The organism is Sphingobacterium sp. FBM7-1, assembly GCF_020687765.1.
Taxonomy (GTDB): domain Bacteria; phylum Bacteroidota; class Bacteroidia; order Sphingobacteriales; family Sphingobacteriaceae; genus Sphingobacterium.
Window position 1 is genome coordinate 61,948 of sequence record NZ_JAJEWJ010000006.1, and the last position, 15,403, is coordinate 77,350.

The 15,403-nt window shown below is 44.4% G+C and carries 15 protein-coding genes; 13 read left to right on the forward strand and 2 right to left on the reverse strand.

The genetic code is table 11. The annotated features are described in order from the left end of the window. Positions 1 to 33 precede the first annotated feature (33 nt). Positions 34 to 540, reverse strand: a complete 507-nt coding sequence (locus LKO28_RS11350) for a phosphoheptose isomerase (protein WP_227694987.1) — start codon at positions 538 to 540, stop codon at positions 34 to 36. A gap of 244 nt (positions 541 to 784) precedes the next feature. On the opposite strand from LKO28_RS11350, the gene LKO28_RS11355 reads away from it, so the two are divergent. From LKO28_RS11355 to LKO28_RS11410, 12 genes are all read left to right on the forward strand, one after another. After that, on the forward strand, positions 785 to 3,010 hold the full coding sequence (locus LKO28_RS11355; RefSeq protein ID WP_227694988.1) for a helix-turn-helix domain-containing protein: 2,226 nt from the start codon (positions 785 to 787) through the stop codon (positions 3,008 to 3,010). Between the two features lie 55 nt (positions 3,011 to 3,065). Next, on the forward strand, positions 3,066 to 3,293 hold the full coding sequence (locus tag LKO28_RS11360; protein ID WP_227694989.1) for an AtpZ/AtpI family protein: 228 nt from the start codon (positions 3,066 to 3,068) through the stop codon (positions 3,291 to 3,293). Continuing rightward, on the forward strand, positions 3,286 to 3,687 hold the full coding sequence (locus LKO28_RS11365) for a hypothetical protein (protein ID WP_227694990.1): 402 nt from the start codon (positions 3,286 to 3,288) through the stop codon (positions 3,685 to 3,687). Before LKO28_RS11360 ends, LKO28_RS11365 begins: the two co-directional genes overlap by 8 nt. 78 nt (positions 3,688 to 3,765) lie before the next feature. Beyond that, positions 3,766 to 4,839, forward strand: coding sequence for a F0F1 ATP synthase subunit A (gene atpB, locus LKO28_RS11370; RefSeq protein WP_227694991.1), 1,074 nt, complete (start codon positions 3,766 to 3,768; stop codon positions 4,837 to 4,839). Positions 4,840 to 4,875: 36 nt separating this feature from the next. Beyond that, positions 4,876 to 5,064 carry an ATP synthase F0 subunit C gene (gene atpE, locus LKO28_RS11375; RefSeq protein ID WP_079645055.1) on the forward strand — a complete coding sequence of 63 codons (189 nt, stop codon included), beginning with the start codon at positions 4,876 to 4,878 and terminating at the stop codon, positions 5,062 to 5,064. 101 nt (positions 5,065 to 5,165) lie between these two features. Further along, positions 5,166 to 5,666, forward strand: a complete 501-nt coding sequence (locus LKO28_RS11380; protein WP_227694992.1) for a F0F1 ATP synthase subunit B — start codon at positions 5,166 to 5,168, stop codon at positions 5,664 to 5,666. Positions 5,667 to 5,694: 28 nt separating this feature from the next. Further along, on the forward strand, positions 5,695 to 6,240 hold the full coding sequence (locus tag LKO28_RS11385; RefSeq protein ID WP_227694993.1) for a F0F1 ATP synthase subunit delta: 546 nt from the start codon (positions 5,695 to 5,697) through the stop codon (positions 6,238 to 6,240). Positions 6,241 to 6,291: 51 nt separating this feature from the next. After that, complete coding sequence (gene atpA, locus LKO28_RS11390; protein ID WP_227694994.1) at positions 6,292 to 7,866, forward strand: F0F1 ATP synthase subunit alpha; 1,575 nt, start codon at positions 6,292 to 6,294, stop codon at positions 7,864 to 7,866. Between the two features lie 70 nt (positions 7,867 to 7,936). Continuing rightward, positions 7,937 to 8,821, forward strand: a complete 885-nt coding sequence (gene atpG, locus LKO28_RS11395; protein WP_227694995.1) for an ATP synthase F1 subunit gamma — start codon at positions 7,937 to 7,939, stop codon at positions 8,819 to 8,821. Between the two features lie 160 nt (positions 8,822 to 8,981). Continuing rightward, positions 8,982 to 10,286 carry a ribosome biogenesis GTPase Der gene (gene der / locus LKO28_RS11400; protein WP_227694996.1) on the forward strand — a complete coding sequence of 435 codons (1,305 nt, stop codon included), beginning with the start codon at positions 8,982 to 8,984 and terminating at the stop codon, positions 10,284 to 10,286. Between the two features lie 17 nt (positions 10,287 to 10,303). After that, a complete protein-coding gene (gene cysS, locus LKO28_RS11405; RefSeq protein WP_227694997.1) occupies positions 10,304 to 11,779 on the forward strand; it encodes a cysteine--tRNA ligase in 1,476 nt (491 codons plus the stop codon). A gap of 28 nt (positions 11,780 to 11,807) precedes the next feature. Beyond that, a complete protein-coding gene (locus tag LKO28_RS11410) occupies positions 11,808 to 12,677 on the forward strand; it encodes a DUF4440 domain-containing protein (RefSeq protein WP_227694998.1) in 870 nt (289 codons plus the stop codon). A gap of 37 nt (positions 12,678 to 12,714) precedes the next feature. Here LKO28_RS11410 and LKO28_RS11415 read toward each other — a convergent pair whose 3' ends face one another. Next, the gene (locus LKO28_RS11415) at positions 12,715 to 14,088 is read right to left on the reverse strand and encodes a peptidylprolyl isomerase (RefSeq protein ID WP_317206628.1); all 1,374 of its coding nucleotides are present in this window, start codon (positions 14,086 to 14,088) and stop codon (positions 12,715 to 12,717) included. A gap of 219 nt (positions 14,089 to 14,307) precedes the next feature. Between LKO28_RS11415 and LKO28_RS11420 the strand changes: the two genes are divergently transcribed. Then, positions 14,308 to 15,399, forward strand: coding sequence for a lactonase family protein (locus LKO28_RS11420; protein WP_227694999.1), 1,092 nt, complete (start codon positions 14,308 to 14,310; stop codon positions 15,397 to 15,399). Positions 15,400 to 15,403: the final 4 nt, after the last annotated feature.

Sequence of the window (15,403 nt, forward strand, 5' to 3'; positions counted from 1 at the left end):
CAGCATTTGCTGGCCGGTAGGTGCGTGGTGTCTTTATCTCCCAAAATCATCTTCCACCCGAACGATGTCGCTCTCGTCAGAAGGATTGTCTACGTCGGTATGCTGCCATATTTCGGCCACCACGCCGTAGCTTTTTAAACCGATTAAGCGATGGCGTTCTCCCTGAGGCAGGCGAATAAGCTCGCCTTCGGTTAATTTTTTTAGTTCGTTTTGTTCATCCGTACTGCTGGTAATAACCCCCACTTCGCCTTGGGTAACCCGCCAGATCTCCGCCCGGCGGTGGTGATATTGCCAAGATAAACGTTTCTCGGGTGCGACAACCAAGACCTTCGGGCTCAATTTGCCGGAAATTTTAAGATTTTGTACGTCCAAACCATCAAAATAAGTGTCGGCAAATTGCTGTGCCTGTTCTTCTGCAATCACAAAAAAACCACCCCAAGGCCGGGTCTGATCGATATGGTCGATGATAAACCCCTGTGTTTTTAATTGTGCCTCAATCTGGCTAAATAGCTCACCTTTATTAACGTACTCGTCTGACATATCTGTATTGTTTGTTAGTTTTGGTGAAGTTAGGAGTTTTCGGGAAATTAAACAATACAACTTTATAAGCTCCTTAACTTTTCTTACATTTCCGCTATCGTATATGATCCATGGTAACGGAGCGTGAACGCAACTGCGTCGTGCACATGCATGAACGCATTTAATATTTGGTTCGTGAATGCGAAGCATTTTATTTAGGTTTGAATCTCTGTAACATGCTTAATAATCCAAAAATAGAAAATCGATGACAACGTTAATAGTTGATAAACAAAACGAGGCGTTTTTGCAGGCAGTTTCTTTTGTCAATCAAACCAATCAACATTTGTTCCTAACGGGTAAAGCAGGTACCGGGAAAACCACTTTTTTAAAATATATCCGCGAAAACTCGCATAAAAAAATGGCGGTTACGGCACCCACCGGTGTAGCGGCGATGAATGCGGGCGGAACGACGCTGCATGCGCTCTTCTGGTTGCCGTTCGGTACATTTATAGAAGATTATCCCCTGCAATGGAACGAACAGGATAGCCATATCTATAATAAAAGCCGGTTGTTTTCGACCATCAAACTTACCCGCCAGCGGCGCGCGATTTTGCAGGAACTGGAACTTCTGGTAATAGATGAGGTGTCCATGGTGCGGGCCGATACGTTGGATGCGATTGATGTAATCTTGAAATCGGTACGTCGAGACATGCGCCCTTTTGGTGGTGTGCAGATGCTTTTTATCGGGGATCTTTACCAATTGCCGCCCGTTGTGCGCGACCACGAATGGCAGGTGTTGCGCGATCATTATAGCAGTCCGTTCTTTTTTGATGCCAAAGTGTTGCGCGAGCATCCCCCGGTTATTCTGGAACTGAGCAAGATTTATCGGCAGAACGACAACGACTTTATCAGCCTGTTAAACAATATTCGAAACAATACCTGTTCGGCGGATGATCTAGCACAGCTGAACGCCCATTATGACCCCGCATTTTCGCCGGGGGAGGAGGAGCAATATATCACCTTGACCTCGCACAATAAACTGGCCGATGCGATCAATCAGGAGCAGTTGGCGCAGCTCAAAGGGACGATGCATAATGTGCGGGCGGTCGTGAAGGACGAATTTCAGCAAGGATCCTTTCCGGCCGACGAAATGCTGCCTTTAAAGATAGGTGCGCAAGTTATGTTTATCAAAAATGATACGGGGGAGGATCGAAAGTTCTATAATGGAAAGATCGGAACCGTCAAGGAGCTGAACTTGGAGCGCCATCAGGTCGTGGTGGGCTTTAACGATGGTTCGGACGATGTGGTGGTGCGGCGGGAGACTTGGGAGAATATTCGGTATAAATATAATAAAGGCGAGGATAAGATCGAAGAGGAGGTGATGGGGACGTTCTCGCAGTTTCCCCTCCGGCTGGCCTGGGCGATCACGATCCATAAAAGCCAGGGCTTGACCTTCGATAAGGCCGTGATCGATGCCGGGACGTCTTTCGCAGCCGGCCAGGTATATGTAGCCTTAAGTAGGCTGACGGGATTGGAAGGGCTGGTGCTGAAATCTAAAATTCCAATGCATTCGATTCGCACGGATGGGCAGGTGGTCGATTTTATGCGGCGGATGGTGCCCAACACGGAGGTCGTAAAAATATTAGAGACCTGCCAGCGGAATTACTTGGGGCAGATCGTATTACAGAGTTTTCGCTGGAGCACGCTGACGGAAAGTGTGGATGAACTTGTTGCATCGCTTGGTAGTCGTAATATTGACAGCAAAGAGGCGGCTTTGACCTATTTGGGTACGCTTTCTAGCTTACTAAAGGAGCAGGAGAAGGTGGCGAATAAGTTCATCACCTTATTATATACGATGTTGCGCGATAAGGAAGCGCTGGACTATGGTAAAGTGTGCGAGCGCACGAAAGCGGCGGTAGCTTGGTTTTTGCCTCGGCTCGAAGAAGAGGTCCTGCTGACGATGCAGGAGCATATTGAGGCCTGGGCCATCAAAAAGCGCACGAAGAAATATGTGCAGGAGCTGCGCACGATTCTGTTGGACTTCCGGCGTAAGAAGGAACAACTATCCCATTGCCTCACGATTGCGGATGTCTTGATGCAGGAGGGTGACCTGTCTACGCAGGTACAGGCCATCAGCCAGCAGGAAAAGACGAAGGATAGTGCGGTGAAAGAAATAGAGGATGAGGGCGTGGAAAAGGATACCAAAGCGATTTCTTTAGATTTGTTCTTGGACGGGTTGGGCGTTGAAGATATTGCGCAGAAGCGCGGTATGGTGGTGGGTACCATATACGGGCATCTCATCCATTTTGTCGGCAATGAGGTAGAGGCCGAAGATCTCATCGAACGGACAAAGCTGGAAGTGTTGCTCGACGTGCTGCGTAAGAACGAAGGTAAGTCGGCCTCGGAAATTAAGATGATCTTGGGCGACGATTATTCGTATCCGGATATCAAATTGGGGCAAAAAGTGCTGGAAGTAGCGCTTGAAAAGTAAGTGCAATTTATAGGAGTAGATTGCCTATCTTTGCGTATTCTTTTAGTACCCGCATATGAAAAAGGAGTCGCCCCGTAAAAATCCGAACAAATGGCTTGTATTTGCTACGATGCCGTTCCAGATGGCGATCATTATTTATATATTTTATTGGGTAGGCCAACTGCTCGATACAAAATACATGGTAGCCGAGGGCTGGTGGAGCAAAGGGATGACGATAACAGGGGTGCTGGTATCACTTTATCATTTTATTAAACAGGTTAACTATATTAATCGAAGTGAATAATTATATCAAATCAATCATTTTAACTTTATTGTTTTCCGGAACGGCATTTGGCGCGCATTACTTGCTATCAAAAGGGCTGGGTGTTTATGCTTCGTGGGCAGCTACGGAGTATACCTTGGAAGGGCTTTATACATTCATGGCCATAGGTACATTGGTTATTGTTGTGGTGATTTTGCTGGCGAATTGGTCTATGCCTAAAAATATGGGTTTCATATTTCTAGGCTTGACGTTGATCAAGGGAATTGCCAGTTATATTTATATCCAAGATGGTCTGGGGATCAGCGAGGATAAATTTATCGAGTTGAATTTTCTGGCCGCCTTTTTTGCTTTTCTGTTTTTTGATGTGTACATGGCGTATCGTTCTCTAAATCAGGTAGAAAACATCGACTCATGATTTTTTGTATAAAAGTTTGTATAAAAGGGGGTATATGATGAATAAAGTTGTATTTTTGCAAAAAATTTTTTTTCTAACATGGTGAATCTTAAGAGAGCGCTTTTACTTTTTACAGTAGTCTTCTTTACAACGAATTTGTTTGCTGTTCAGGGTCAGCAGGCTGAATTGTCCACTCCGGAAGAGATCCAGGAGTACTCAGCGCATCATGTTAAGGATGATTATTATTTTTCTTTGTTTAGTAATAAACAAACTGGGAAACATTATGGTTTTCCACTTCCGGTTATTTTAATTGATAATGGTTTGAAAATCTTTTCTTCAGCGGAGTTCCATCATGGTGAAACGGTTGTGGAAAAGGACGGGCAGCATTATCGTTTGTACCATGGTAAGATCTATAAAACAGATGCTGCTGGTACGATTACGTATAATGAAAAGCATTACCCAACCAATGAGAAGCCATGGGATTTTTCCATTACGAAAAATGTTACTGGCTTATTTATAGCGACTATTATCTTGGTGTGGGCGTTTTTGAGCTTGGCAAAAACGTATAAAAAGAGCCCGAATAATCTCCCGGTGGGATTGGGTAGGTTTTTGGAGCCGCTTGTGCTTTTCGTACGGGATGAAATGGCGCAGCCTAACATCGGTCATCGTTATAAAGAATTTACGCCTTATCTATTGGCCGTGTTTTTCCTTATTTTTCTCTTGAACTTAATGGGGCTTACACCAATAGGTTTTAACGTGACGGGTAATATTACCATTACCTTCGGTTTGGCCATTATTACTTTTTTGATTACGAATTTGAAAGCGAATAAAGCTTATTGGAAGCATATATTCTGGATGCCAGGTGTGCCGGTTCCTTTTAAGATCATCTTAGCGCCGATCGAAGTGATCGGTATGTTTACGAAGCCTTTCTCCTTGATGTTGCGTTTGTTCGCGAACATGACGGCGGGACACTTTGTATTGATGGGCTTTATTGCCGTTATTTATTTGTTTCAAAATCAACTGACATTAGGCGGAAGTATAGGCGTCTCGATGTTGTTGACTTTGATTATTTTTGCATTGAAGCTGTTGGTTGCTTTCTTGCAGGCGTTTATTTTTACGATGTTGTCTTCGCTATTTATCGGCATGGCCATCGAAGAACACGCGGATCATTAATCTTGAATTTTTGTTAAATTTTATAAATTAATTACTATGTACAACTTAATTGGAGCTGGTTTAATTGTAATCGGTGGTGGTTTAGGCCTAGGTAAAATCGGTGGTTCTGCAATGGAAGCTATCGCACGTCAGCCAGAAGCTGCTTCTAAAATTCAAACTGCTATGATCATCATCGGTGCATTGGTAGAAGGTTTGGCACTTGCTGCCCTAATCTTAGGTAAATAAGCCGATCGAGATCCAGAAGTACTTAACATCGTTTGTAGCGGTTGGCTACAGACGATGTTATTAACAAAAAAACTAAATTTTAATATTTATACATTTTACAAATGGATGCATTAATTCATGATTTTTCTTTCGGTTTATTCTTTTGGTTGCTGATCGTATTAGCGATCGTGGTGATTATACTCGGAAAATACGCGTGGAGACCAATTATCGATGCCCTAGAAGAACGTGAAAGAGGTATTTCTGAAGCGTTGGCCTCCGCAGAGAAAGCCAAATTAGAGATGGCTCGTTTGACGAATGAGAATGAGCAGCTATTGAAAGAAGCTCGTGTAGAGCGCGATAATATCTTAAAAGAAGCAAAAGAGCTGAAAGATAAGATTGTTGCGGATGCGAGAACAGAAGCACAGGAGGCTGGTAAAAAGATTTTGGATCAGGCGAAAAGAGAAATCGAAGAGCAGAAAAACAAAGCATTAGCGGAAGTTAAAAACCAAGTTTCTTCTTTATCTTTGGATATTGCCCGTAAAGTTTTAACAAAAGAATTTGAAGATCAAGCAAAACAAGACGCTTTCGTTGGTGACTTGTTGAAAGATGTGAAGTTAAACTAACGGCTTGTTCAGATTTTAAATTAAAAATATGTCAATTTTTACAGTTGCATCGAGATACGCTAAATCTTTATTGGATCTAGCACAGGAACAAGGACAATTAGATGCCGTGAAAGCGGATATCGAATCGGTAATTTCGGTGTTAAAATCTAATGCGGAGCTTTTGGCGGTTCTTAAAAACCCTATTATTAGCGGCGATAAGAAACGTAATATCTTAGCGGCGCTTTTCGACGGGAAAGTTAATCCGATTATCCTTTCTTTCTTTTATTTGTTGGTGAACAAAGGCCGTGCGGCGATCTTATTAGACATAGCACAAGAGTTTATCCGCACTTATAACGAAGCGAAAGGTATCGTCAAGGCATCGGTAACGTCTGCTACGGCGCTTTCGGAGAGCAATCTTGCGGAGCTTAAGCAGATTATTGCAGAAGAAATCAAAGCAACTGTTGTGCTGAAAAATATCGTGGATCCGTCCTTGATCGGCGGTTTCGTTGTACGCGTAGGCGACCGACAGATAGATGCAAGTATTGCTGGCAGATTGAATAAATTAGAAAAGCATTTTGCGGTACAAGGCGTATAGTCCTTGGTATTGAATTGAAAATAGAATCAAAAACCCCTTATAATAATAACAATGATAGAGGTAAGACCAGATGAAGTTTCGGCAATCCTTAGAGAGCAATTGTCGGGCTTTAAATCAGAAGCCGAACTAGAGGAAGTGGGTACCGTACTTACCATTGGTGACGGTATTGCTCGTATATACGGCTTAACTAAAGTTCAGTCCGGTGAGTTGGTTGAATTTGATAATGGATTAGAAGGTATTGTATTAAACTTGGAAGAAGACAACGTGGGTGTCGTTCTTTTGGGTGCTTCCGATGAAATTAAAGAAGGTGATACCGCTAAACGTACCAACCGTATTGCATCTATTAAGGTAGGCGAGGGTATGTTGGGTCGTGTGGTCAATACATTGGGTCAGCCTATCGATGGTAAAGGTCCTATTGCAGGTGAGACATACGAGATGCCTATCGAGCGTAAAGCGCCCGGGGTTATCTACCGTCAGCCCGTTACGGAACCTTTGCAAACCGGTATCAAGGCGATTGACGCGATGATTCCAGTTGGCCGTGGTCAGCGGGAATTGGTTATCGGTGACCGCCAGACAGGTAAAACTGCGGTATGTATCGATACCATTTTGAATCAAAAATCATTTTACGATGCAGGTGAGCCTGTATTTTGTATATATGTTGCGGTTGGACAGAAAAACTCAACGGTAGCAAACATCGTACGTGTACTGGAGGAAAACGGTGCAATGGCTTATACGGTCGTTGTGGCGGCATCGGCTGCAGATCCGGCTCCAATGCAGTTCTACGCGCCGATGGCAGGTGCGGCGATCGGAGAGTTTTTCCGTGACACGGGCCGTCCGGCATTAATTGTATATGATGACTTGTCGAAACAAGCGGTAGCTTATCGTGAGGTATCTTTGTTATTACGTCGTCCACCGGGGCGTGAGGCTTATCCGGGTGACGTATTCTACCTACACTCTCGTCTATTGGAGCGTGCTGCGAAAATCAACTCTTCCGATGAGATCGCACGCAACATGAACGATTTACCGGAGTCTATCAAGCATTTGGTAAAAGGTGGTGGGTCATTGACGGCACTTCCGATTATTGAAACGCAAGCGGGTGACGTATCAGCGTATATTCCTACAAACGTAATTTCCATTACAGACGGACAGATTTTCTTGGAATCTAACTTGTTCAACGCGGGTATCCGTCCGGCTATTAACGTAGGTATTTCTGTATCTCGTGTAGGGGGTAATGCGCAGATCAAACCGATGAAGAAAGTATCGGGTACGTTGAAACTGGATCAAGCACAATTCCGTGAATTGGAAGCCTTTGCTAAATTCGGTTCGGATCTAGATGCGGCTACGAAAGCGGTGTTAGATAAAGGTATCCGTAACGTGGAAATCTTGAAACAAGGGCAGTACTCGCCGGTTTCTGTTGAAAAACAGGTAGCGATTATCTATGCAGGTACAAAAGGATTGCTTCGCTCGGTTCCAGTAGATAAAGTACGTCAGTTTGAAGAAGAATATTTGACACAATTGGAGCAACGTCATCCAGAGGTTTTAACAGCGTTTAAAGCTGGTAAATTTACGGACGAGTTAACAGATGTGTTGGAAAAAGTTGCTCGCGAATTAGCAGCAAAATATTAGTGTGAGATATGTGTATGGTGTATCGTGCCCATGTAGCGTACAGGTACACCATATGCACTACTAAATAAAAATGGCAAATTTAAAAGAAGTAAGAAGCCGGATTAGTTCGGTATCATCGACGCAACAGATTACCAAGGCTATGAAAATGGTGGCTGCGGCAAAATTGAAGCGTGCCACAAACGCTATCGTTCAGTTACGCCCTTATGCCAACAAGCTACGGGATATTCTGGCACAAGTTTCTGCTTCTGTCGAGGGGAATGATTCGCCCTATACACAAGATCGCGTCCCGACGAAGGTGCTTGTCATCGTGTTGACTTCCAATAGGGGGCTTGCCGGTGCTTTTAATGCCAATGCTATTAAAGCGGCTAATCACCTTATTTTTGGGAAATACCCGGAGCAGCATGCGCGCGGAAACCTGAGCATTATCGCTATTGGGAAACGTGGTCATGATTTCTTTCAAAAGCGCGGTTTTAATGTTATAGGTAACTATAATGAGCTGTATAGTGATCTTAATTTCTTGAATGTATCTCAGGTAGCGGAATACGCGATGAATGCGTTTAAAGCTGGAGAAGTTGATCGCGTGGAAATTGTGTATAATGAGTTCCGTAATGCGGCGGTGCAGCTTTTGACTACAGAGCAGTTATTGCCCTTAGTACCGCAGGAAAAGCCTGAAGCAGGAGCAAACAGCGAAACGGAGTATATCATTGAGCCATCCAAAGAGAAAATTATTGAAGAGCTTATCCCTAAAGCGATCAAAACACAATTGTATAAGGCAGTTTTAGATTCTAATGCTTCGGAGCATGGGGCGCGTATGACCGCAATGGATAAAGCGACTGAAAACGCTGGTGAGCTATTGAAACAGTTGAAATTATCTTATAACCAGGCAAGACAGGCAGCTATTACAACAGAATTAACGGAAATCGTTTCTGGTGCGGCAGCCTTATCCAACGGTTAAGACCATAATTGTTATTATCATTTAAAAAGGGGATCTGCAAAGATTCCCTTTTTTAGTATTAGCTTATATACCATCTATTTTACGTAACTTTGTGACCTCATAAATGGACAGGATCAGCAGGAGGGTGTTATTACACGCCCGTTGATGTATAAAATATAATATGGCAAATATAGTGGCAATTGTTGGTCGCCCGAACGTAGGGAAGTCGACGTTATTTAACCGTTTAACAGAAAGTAGAAAGGCTATCGTAGACGATTTTAGCGGGGTTACCCGTGATCGTCATTACGAGATGGCGGAATGGATCGGCAAGAAATTTACGGTTATTGATACCGGGGGATTCGTGCACGGATCGGACGATATTTTTGAAGAAGCTATTCGGGATCAGGTTCATATTGCCATCGATGAGGCGTCTGTTATTCTTTTTATGGTAGATGTAACGACCGGTATTACCGATCTGGACGATGAAATAGCGGATTTGCTTCGTCGGACGGCAAAGCCCGTATATGTTGTCGCAAATAAAGTCGATAATGCCATGCGGACGCATGACTCCGCGGAGTTCTATGCCTTTGGTTTGGGCGAAGTGTACAATGTGTCGTCCATCACAGGATCCGGTACGGGCGAATTGCTGGATGAAGTGGTGTCCCATTTTCCGGAGGAGAAAGAGGAAGAGGAGAGCACCTTACCGAAGCTAGCGATAGTTGGCAGGCCGAACGTAGGGAAATCATCACTGACCAATGCCTTATTGGGAAAGGATAGAAATATTGTGACGGACATCGCCGGTACAACGCGTGACTCCATCCGTATTCACTATAATCAATTTGGTAATGAATTCTTGTTGATTGATACGGCCGGGCTTCGACGTAAGACAAAAGTGAATGAGGATATCGAGTTTTATTCGGTGATGCGGACGATCAAAGCGCTCGAGGATTCGGATGTGGTTATTTTGATGCTGGATGCGAACGATGGTATCGAGTCGCAGGATATCAATATTTTTCACTTGGCCGAGAAGAATAAAAAAGGAGTCGTTATCGTCGTGAATAAATGGGATACCATCGAAAAGGATCATAAAACGACCAAGGAGTTTGAAACTCGTATCCGGGAGAAGATCGCACCGTTTGTGGATGTGCCGATTATCTTTACGTCGGTTACGGAAAAGCAACGTATCTTCAGGGTGGTGGAAAAAGCCATGGAGGTGTATACCAACAAAACGAAGAAGATACCGACCTCCAAGCTGAATGACGTGATGTTGGAGATTATTCAGAATTATCCGCCGCCGGCGACTAAAGGAAAGTATATTAAAGTTAAATACGTAACGCAACTAGCCGGACGGTCTCCGATGTTTGCGTTTTTCTGTAACCTTCCGCAGTATATCAAGGATCCGTACAAACGTTTCATTGAGAATAAATTGCGCGAGCATTTTGATTTTAACGGAGTACCTATTCAAATATTTTTTAGACAAAAATAAGCTGATCGTAGATTTTTATGGAACCTAATCTTGTTCTTTACAATACCCTTACTCGAAAAAAAGAAAAGTTTACCCCTTTAAATCCACCGTTTGTCGGCATGTATGTGTGTGGCCCGACGGTATATAGTGATGTGCATTTAGGAAATTGCCGTACGTTCGTATCTTTTGATATGATTTTCCGGTATTTGCTGCATTTGGGCTATAAGGTTAGATATGTGCGGAATATTACAGATGCGGGGCATTTGGAAGGGGATAGGGATGAAGGTGATGACAAATTTTCCAAGAAGGCAAAATTGGAACAATTGGAACCGATGGAGATCGTGCAGAAATATACACTGGGTTTCCATGAGGTGTTACGGTTGTTTAACACCTTGCCGCCGAGTATAGAGCCTACCGCAACGGGGCATATCCTTGAGCAGATCGAGATGGTACAGCGGATTATCGACAATGGTTATGCGTATGAGGTAAATGGTACGGTATATTTTGATGTAGATAAATATGTCAAAGCGCATGATTATACCATTTTGACCAACCGTAAATTGGAAGATTTGTTGAACAATACGCGTGAGTTAGGCGGACAGGATGAAAAACGAGGCCGTTTGGATTTCGCTTTGTGGATCAAAGCAAAGCCGGAGCATATTATGCGTTGGCCAGCTCCCTGGAGCGTAGGTTTTCCGGGCTGGCATATCGAATGTTCGGCCATGAGCAGTAAATATCTCGGTGCGCAATTTGATATTCACGGTGGCGGAATGGACCTTGCAGCCACGCACCATACTAACGAAATCGCGCAATCAGAAGCTTGCCATCACGTGCAGCCGGCTAAGTATTGGATGCATACGAACATGCTGACGGTGAACGGCGCGCGGATGTCTAAATCGGCAGGAAACGGCTTTTTGCCCCATGAGTTGTTTACGGGAAATCATCCTTTACTGGCCAAAGGTTATTCGCCGATGTCTGTTCGGTTTTTCATGATGCAGGCGCATTACCGCAGTACGTTGGACTTCTCGAACGATGCTTTAGAGGCTGCAGATAAGGGGTATAAACGCTTGATGAATGCGATAACACTCTTAGATAAAATTAAGCCTTCCACAAAGAAAAGTAGTGCTGATTTCGATTTAGCGGATTTGAAGAAGCGTTGCTATAACGCGATGGATGATGATTTCAATACGCCGGTGCTTATTGCGGAATTGTTTGAGGCGGTTCGCTTTATCAACGCCACATACGACGGAAAGATGACGATGGACCAAACGATGCTAGATGCCTTAAAGCAGTTTATGCAGTCGTTTGTGGTGGAAATATTGGGTTTACGGAACGATGCGCTGGTGGGTGATACAGATGATACGGACGCCTTGATGCAAATTATTATCACGTTGCGTAATGAAGCCAAGAAAAATAAGGATTTTACGACCTCGGATCGTATACGGGAAGATCTACAAACTATAGGTGTCCAATTAAAAGATAGCAAAGAAGGCACGCTTTGGAATAAGATTTGATTGTAAAGGACAAATGTCGAAAAACGTAATGAAACGCATAAGCAAGTATTCCCTAATTACCGTCTTTGTTTGCAGTATGACCTTTTCGGGTGTACAGGCGCAGTTGCCGGAAAAAGTAGGGAGTTTAATCAGCGCGGACCGCACGGCGGCCGGCTTGGCAAAACGAGAGGGTCCGCATAAGGCCTTCCTGTCTATCGTGGATAAAGAGTCAACGCTGTATGTTCCCTCCGCGGTGGATGCTTTGAATTATCTAAACAACCGCCCGAATATACCGGATGTGATGTCCTGGACTCCCAATTTTGCGTTGGTCTCGAAAAGCTTGGACTGGGGCGTAACGTCTGGACCAATGGAATTTCAGAAGGTAGGGGCAATAAAGCGGTTCGGACAATACCTGACGGTCTGGCGTCGGGATAGAAAAGGAAACTGGAAAGTACATGTTCGCGCAGAGGTAGAAAATTTTGGTAAGGGTCCAAAGTCGGATTTGGTATTTTATGAGCCGGACGATTCTTGGTACTTGAAACATCGGTCGCATGTGCGCCTCCAACAGCGGGAAGAGGTCGTCACGCAGAGTGATGAGCTGTTTTCTACGGTATTGAAAGCTGATAATGTGGCTGCGTTCCAGGAATTTTTAGCGGAGGATGTCCGGTATTATTATCCTTGGGAGGCAGAAATAGAAGGGAAGCAAAATGTGCTTGATTTCTTGAAGAAGAAGCGCATTGAGATAATTACGGATCCTGCTGATGTTGGTCGAGCATATAGTGGAGAGTACGCCTATACGTCGGGCACGGCAACGGTTCGATCAAAGGAGAAAGTGGTTAAGTTTAATTATATCCGCATTTGGCAACTGAAAGATGATTACCAGTGGCGCGTTATTATCGAGATGATGTTTGAAAGATAAAAAAGAGAGGCACATTACAAAATGTGCCTCTCTTTTTTTAATTGTTTGCTAAAACCTCTTGGTTTTCATCCATCCAAGGTTTGAGGACGTCACACCTCAGGAAGTCTTCGTTAATATCAATAAAGGTGTTCTTCTTACGCTGTTCGAACCATTCGCTTAGTTCCCGGTTCACCTTGTCCTGGCTGGCAGCCTCCTGTATCTTCGCAAAATCTTGTTCTAGATTGGCTTTGTGCGGTGCAATGCGAGATTTTAGGTAGATGAATTTATAGACCTGTTCGCCCGTTTGATCTGCAGAAATGAACGACTTCGAATATTGACCTACTTCTAGGGGGTCAATCGCGGTAAAGGTTTCTTTATCCAGTCTATTGATAGGGATTAACGGCGAGTTATCTTCCGGGTTGGTTATCATTCCGCCGGCATATTTTGTTTCATTGGCATCCGAGTATAGGGAGGCTGCTGTATGGAAAGCCAGTTTACCAGCGGATACTTTGTCGTAGATACTATCAATCTTGGCTTTCGCGCGCTGCAAACTGGCGGACGTGGCTTTCTTTTTTATCAAGATGTGCCGTACGTTGACCTCTTCCCCCCGACGTTGTAAAACTTGTAGGAAATGGAAGCCAAACTGGGTTTCAAATACCGGAGAAATTTCGCCTTCTTTGAGTTTAAAGGCCATGGCCGAAAACTCTTTTACGTAATGATCCCGGGTGGCAAAACCAAGTTCTCCGCCGTAAGGCGCGGAACCGTCTTCGGAATAAAGGCGTGCCACAGTACCAAAATCAGATCCGTTCAATACTTGTTGTCGGTAGCCCTCTGCTTTATTTTTAAATTGTTCTTTTTCCTCTTTGGTCAGTTCGGGTTTGATCATGACTTCCCCAATTTCTACTTCGGTATCAAAATAAGGCAAACTATCCTGATTCAGGCTTTGAAAATAATGTTTTACTTCGGCCGGAGTTACGTTTATCGTGGATACGATCGTGTGCCGCATTCTTTCCGCTTTTAGTTGTTCAGCGACGTTGGAACGCATCTCTTCTTTGTATTGTAAAAGGGAGCGGTTTAAAAATTCTTCTAAGCGCTCTTTACCTCCAGCCTGTCTGACCATCATTTGCATACGTCTGTTCAGGTTGTCGTCCACCTCGGCTTCGGATACCTCTATAGAGTCGATCGCCGCCTGTTGGGAGAGTAATTTCTGTGTAAGCAGCTGCTGCAAGACGAAACATTTCATTTCCTCATTGGGTTTTTCACCTTGCGCCAAGTACTGCGCATATTGCATTTCGACATCGGATTGCAAGATAATGCTGGAGCCCACGGTAGCCACGATACGGTCCACCAGCCGCGACTGACTGTACACGGACTGCAAACAAATGATGGACATCAGCGCCACCCCCAATAAACCTATATATTTTTTCATCATAAATCTTGCCTCTATACCCCACAAAATTACCATAATTAACGGGATTTCCACTTGTAGTTTGCTGTCAAAATTGTTAAAAATGTTAAAAAGTGGTTCGAAATTTCTGTTTAGCAAATGCCAGATGGATAAAAGTTTATCTGATCTTGTTGGGTCGGGGATATTTTATGGTACTGGAAAAATATGTAATTTAGTGTCGGTTATCCGTAAATACAGCGCCCTATGAAAATACGCATGTTATTTGTATTATGTTTTTTTGTCCAATACACGGTCGGACAGGAGATCCCGATGTTTGTCGGAACCTATACCCACGCGGGAAGTCAGGGGATTTATGTATATCAGTTTGATCAGCAAAGCGGAGCGGCGACGATGTACTCTTCCACCGTTAGCGAACACCCGTCTTTTTTGGCACGCTCTGAAAATGGGGATATGCTGTATGCCGTCAATCAAACGGGGGACAGTACGGCCAGCTTATCCGCTTTTACGTTTGACGGCGATGTCTTGTCGTTCGTGGACGCCATTCCAACGGCTGGAAGTTCGCCTTGCCATGTTGCCGTCAGTAAACGTTATCCGCTTGCGGTGGTTTCCAACTACGGAGGCGGTTCTTTGTCGGTGTATCGGTTAGCGGAAAGCGGCGGCTTAGCGGAGCGGATACAGCTTATTCAACAGGAAGGGAGCGGACCCGATAAGGATAGGCAAGAAGCCTCCCATGTGCATTCGGCTTTTTTTAGTCCGGACGAAAGACACGTGTATGTGCAAAATCTCGGCACGGACCAGGTGACCATTTATCGGATAGAAAAAGAGCTCGATAATTACCATTTGGTAGAGGAAGATCGTATAGCTACACCACCGGGCGGTGGCCCGCGACACTTGGTGTTTGATGAGCAGGGCGACAATATGTATGTGCTGCTCGAGATGACAGCGGTGATTGCCCATTACCAACGGGAGGGGGATAACTGGATATTAGCGGACACGATTTCAGTCAATGAAGATGGTTTTGAGGGGGCCAACGGTGCGGCAGAAATAAAACGTTCGGCAGACGGTAAGTTTATCTATGCAACTAACCGAGGCGATGCGCAGACCATTACGTTATTTGCTGTGGAGGAATCGGGTAAGCTGGAACGGAAAAAGGTGTATGCTACGGGAGGGGAGGGGCCACGGAATTTTAATCTATCGCCGAATGGGAACTTTCTGCTTGTAGCCCACCAGTACACGAATAATATTACGGTTTTTGAACGTAATGCGGAAACCGGAGAACTGCGAGATACGGGGAAACAAATTGAGGTCTCTACACCGGTGTGTATCGTTTTTTAGGCTG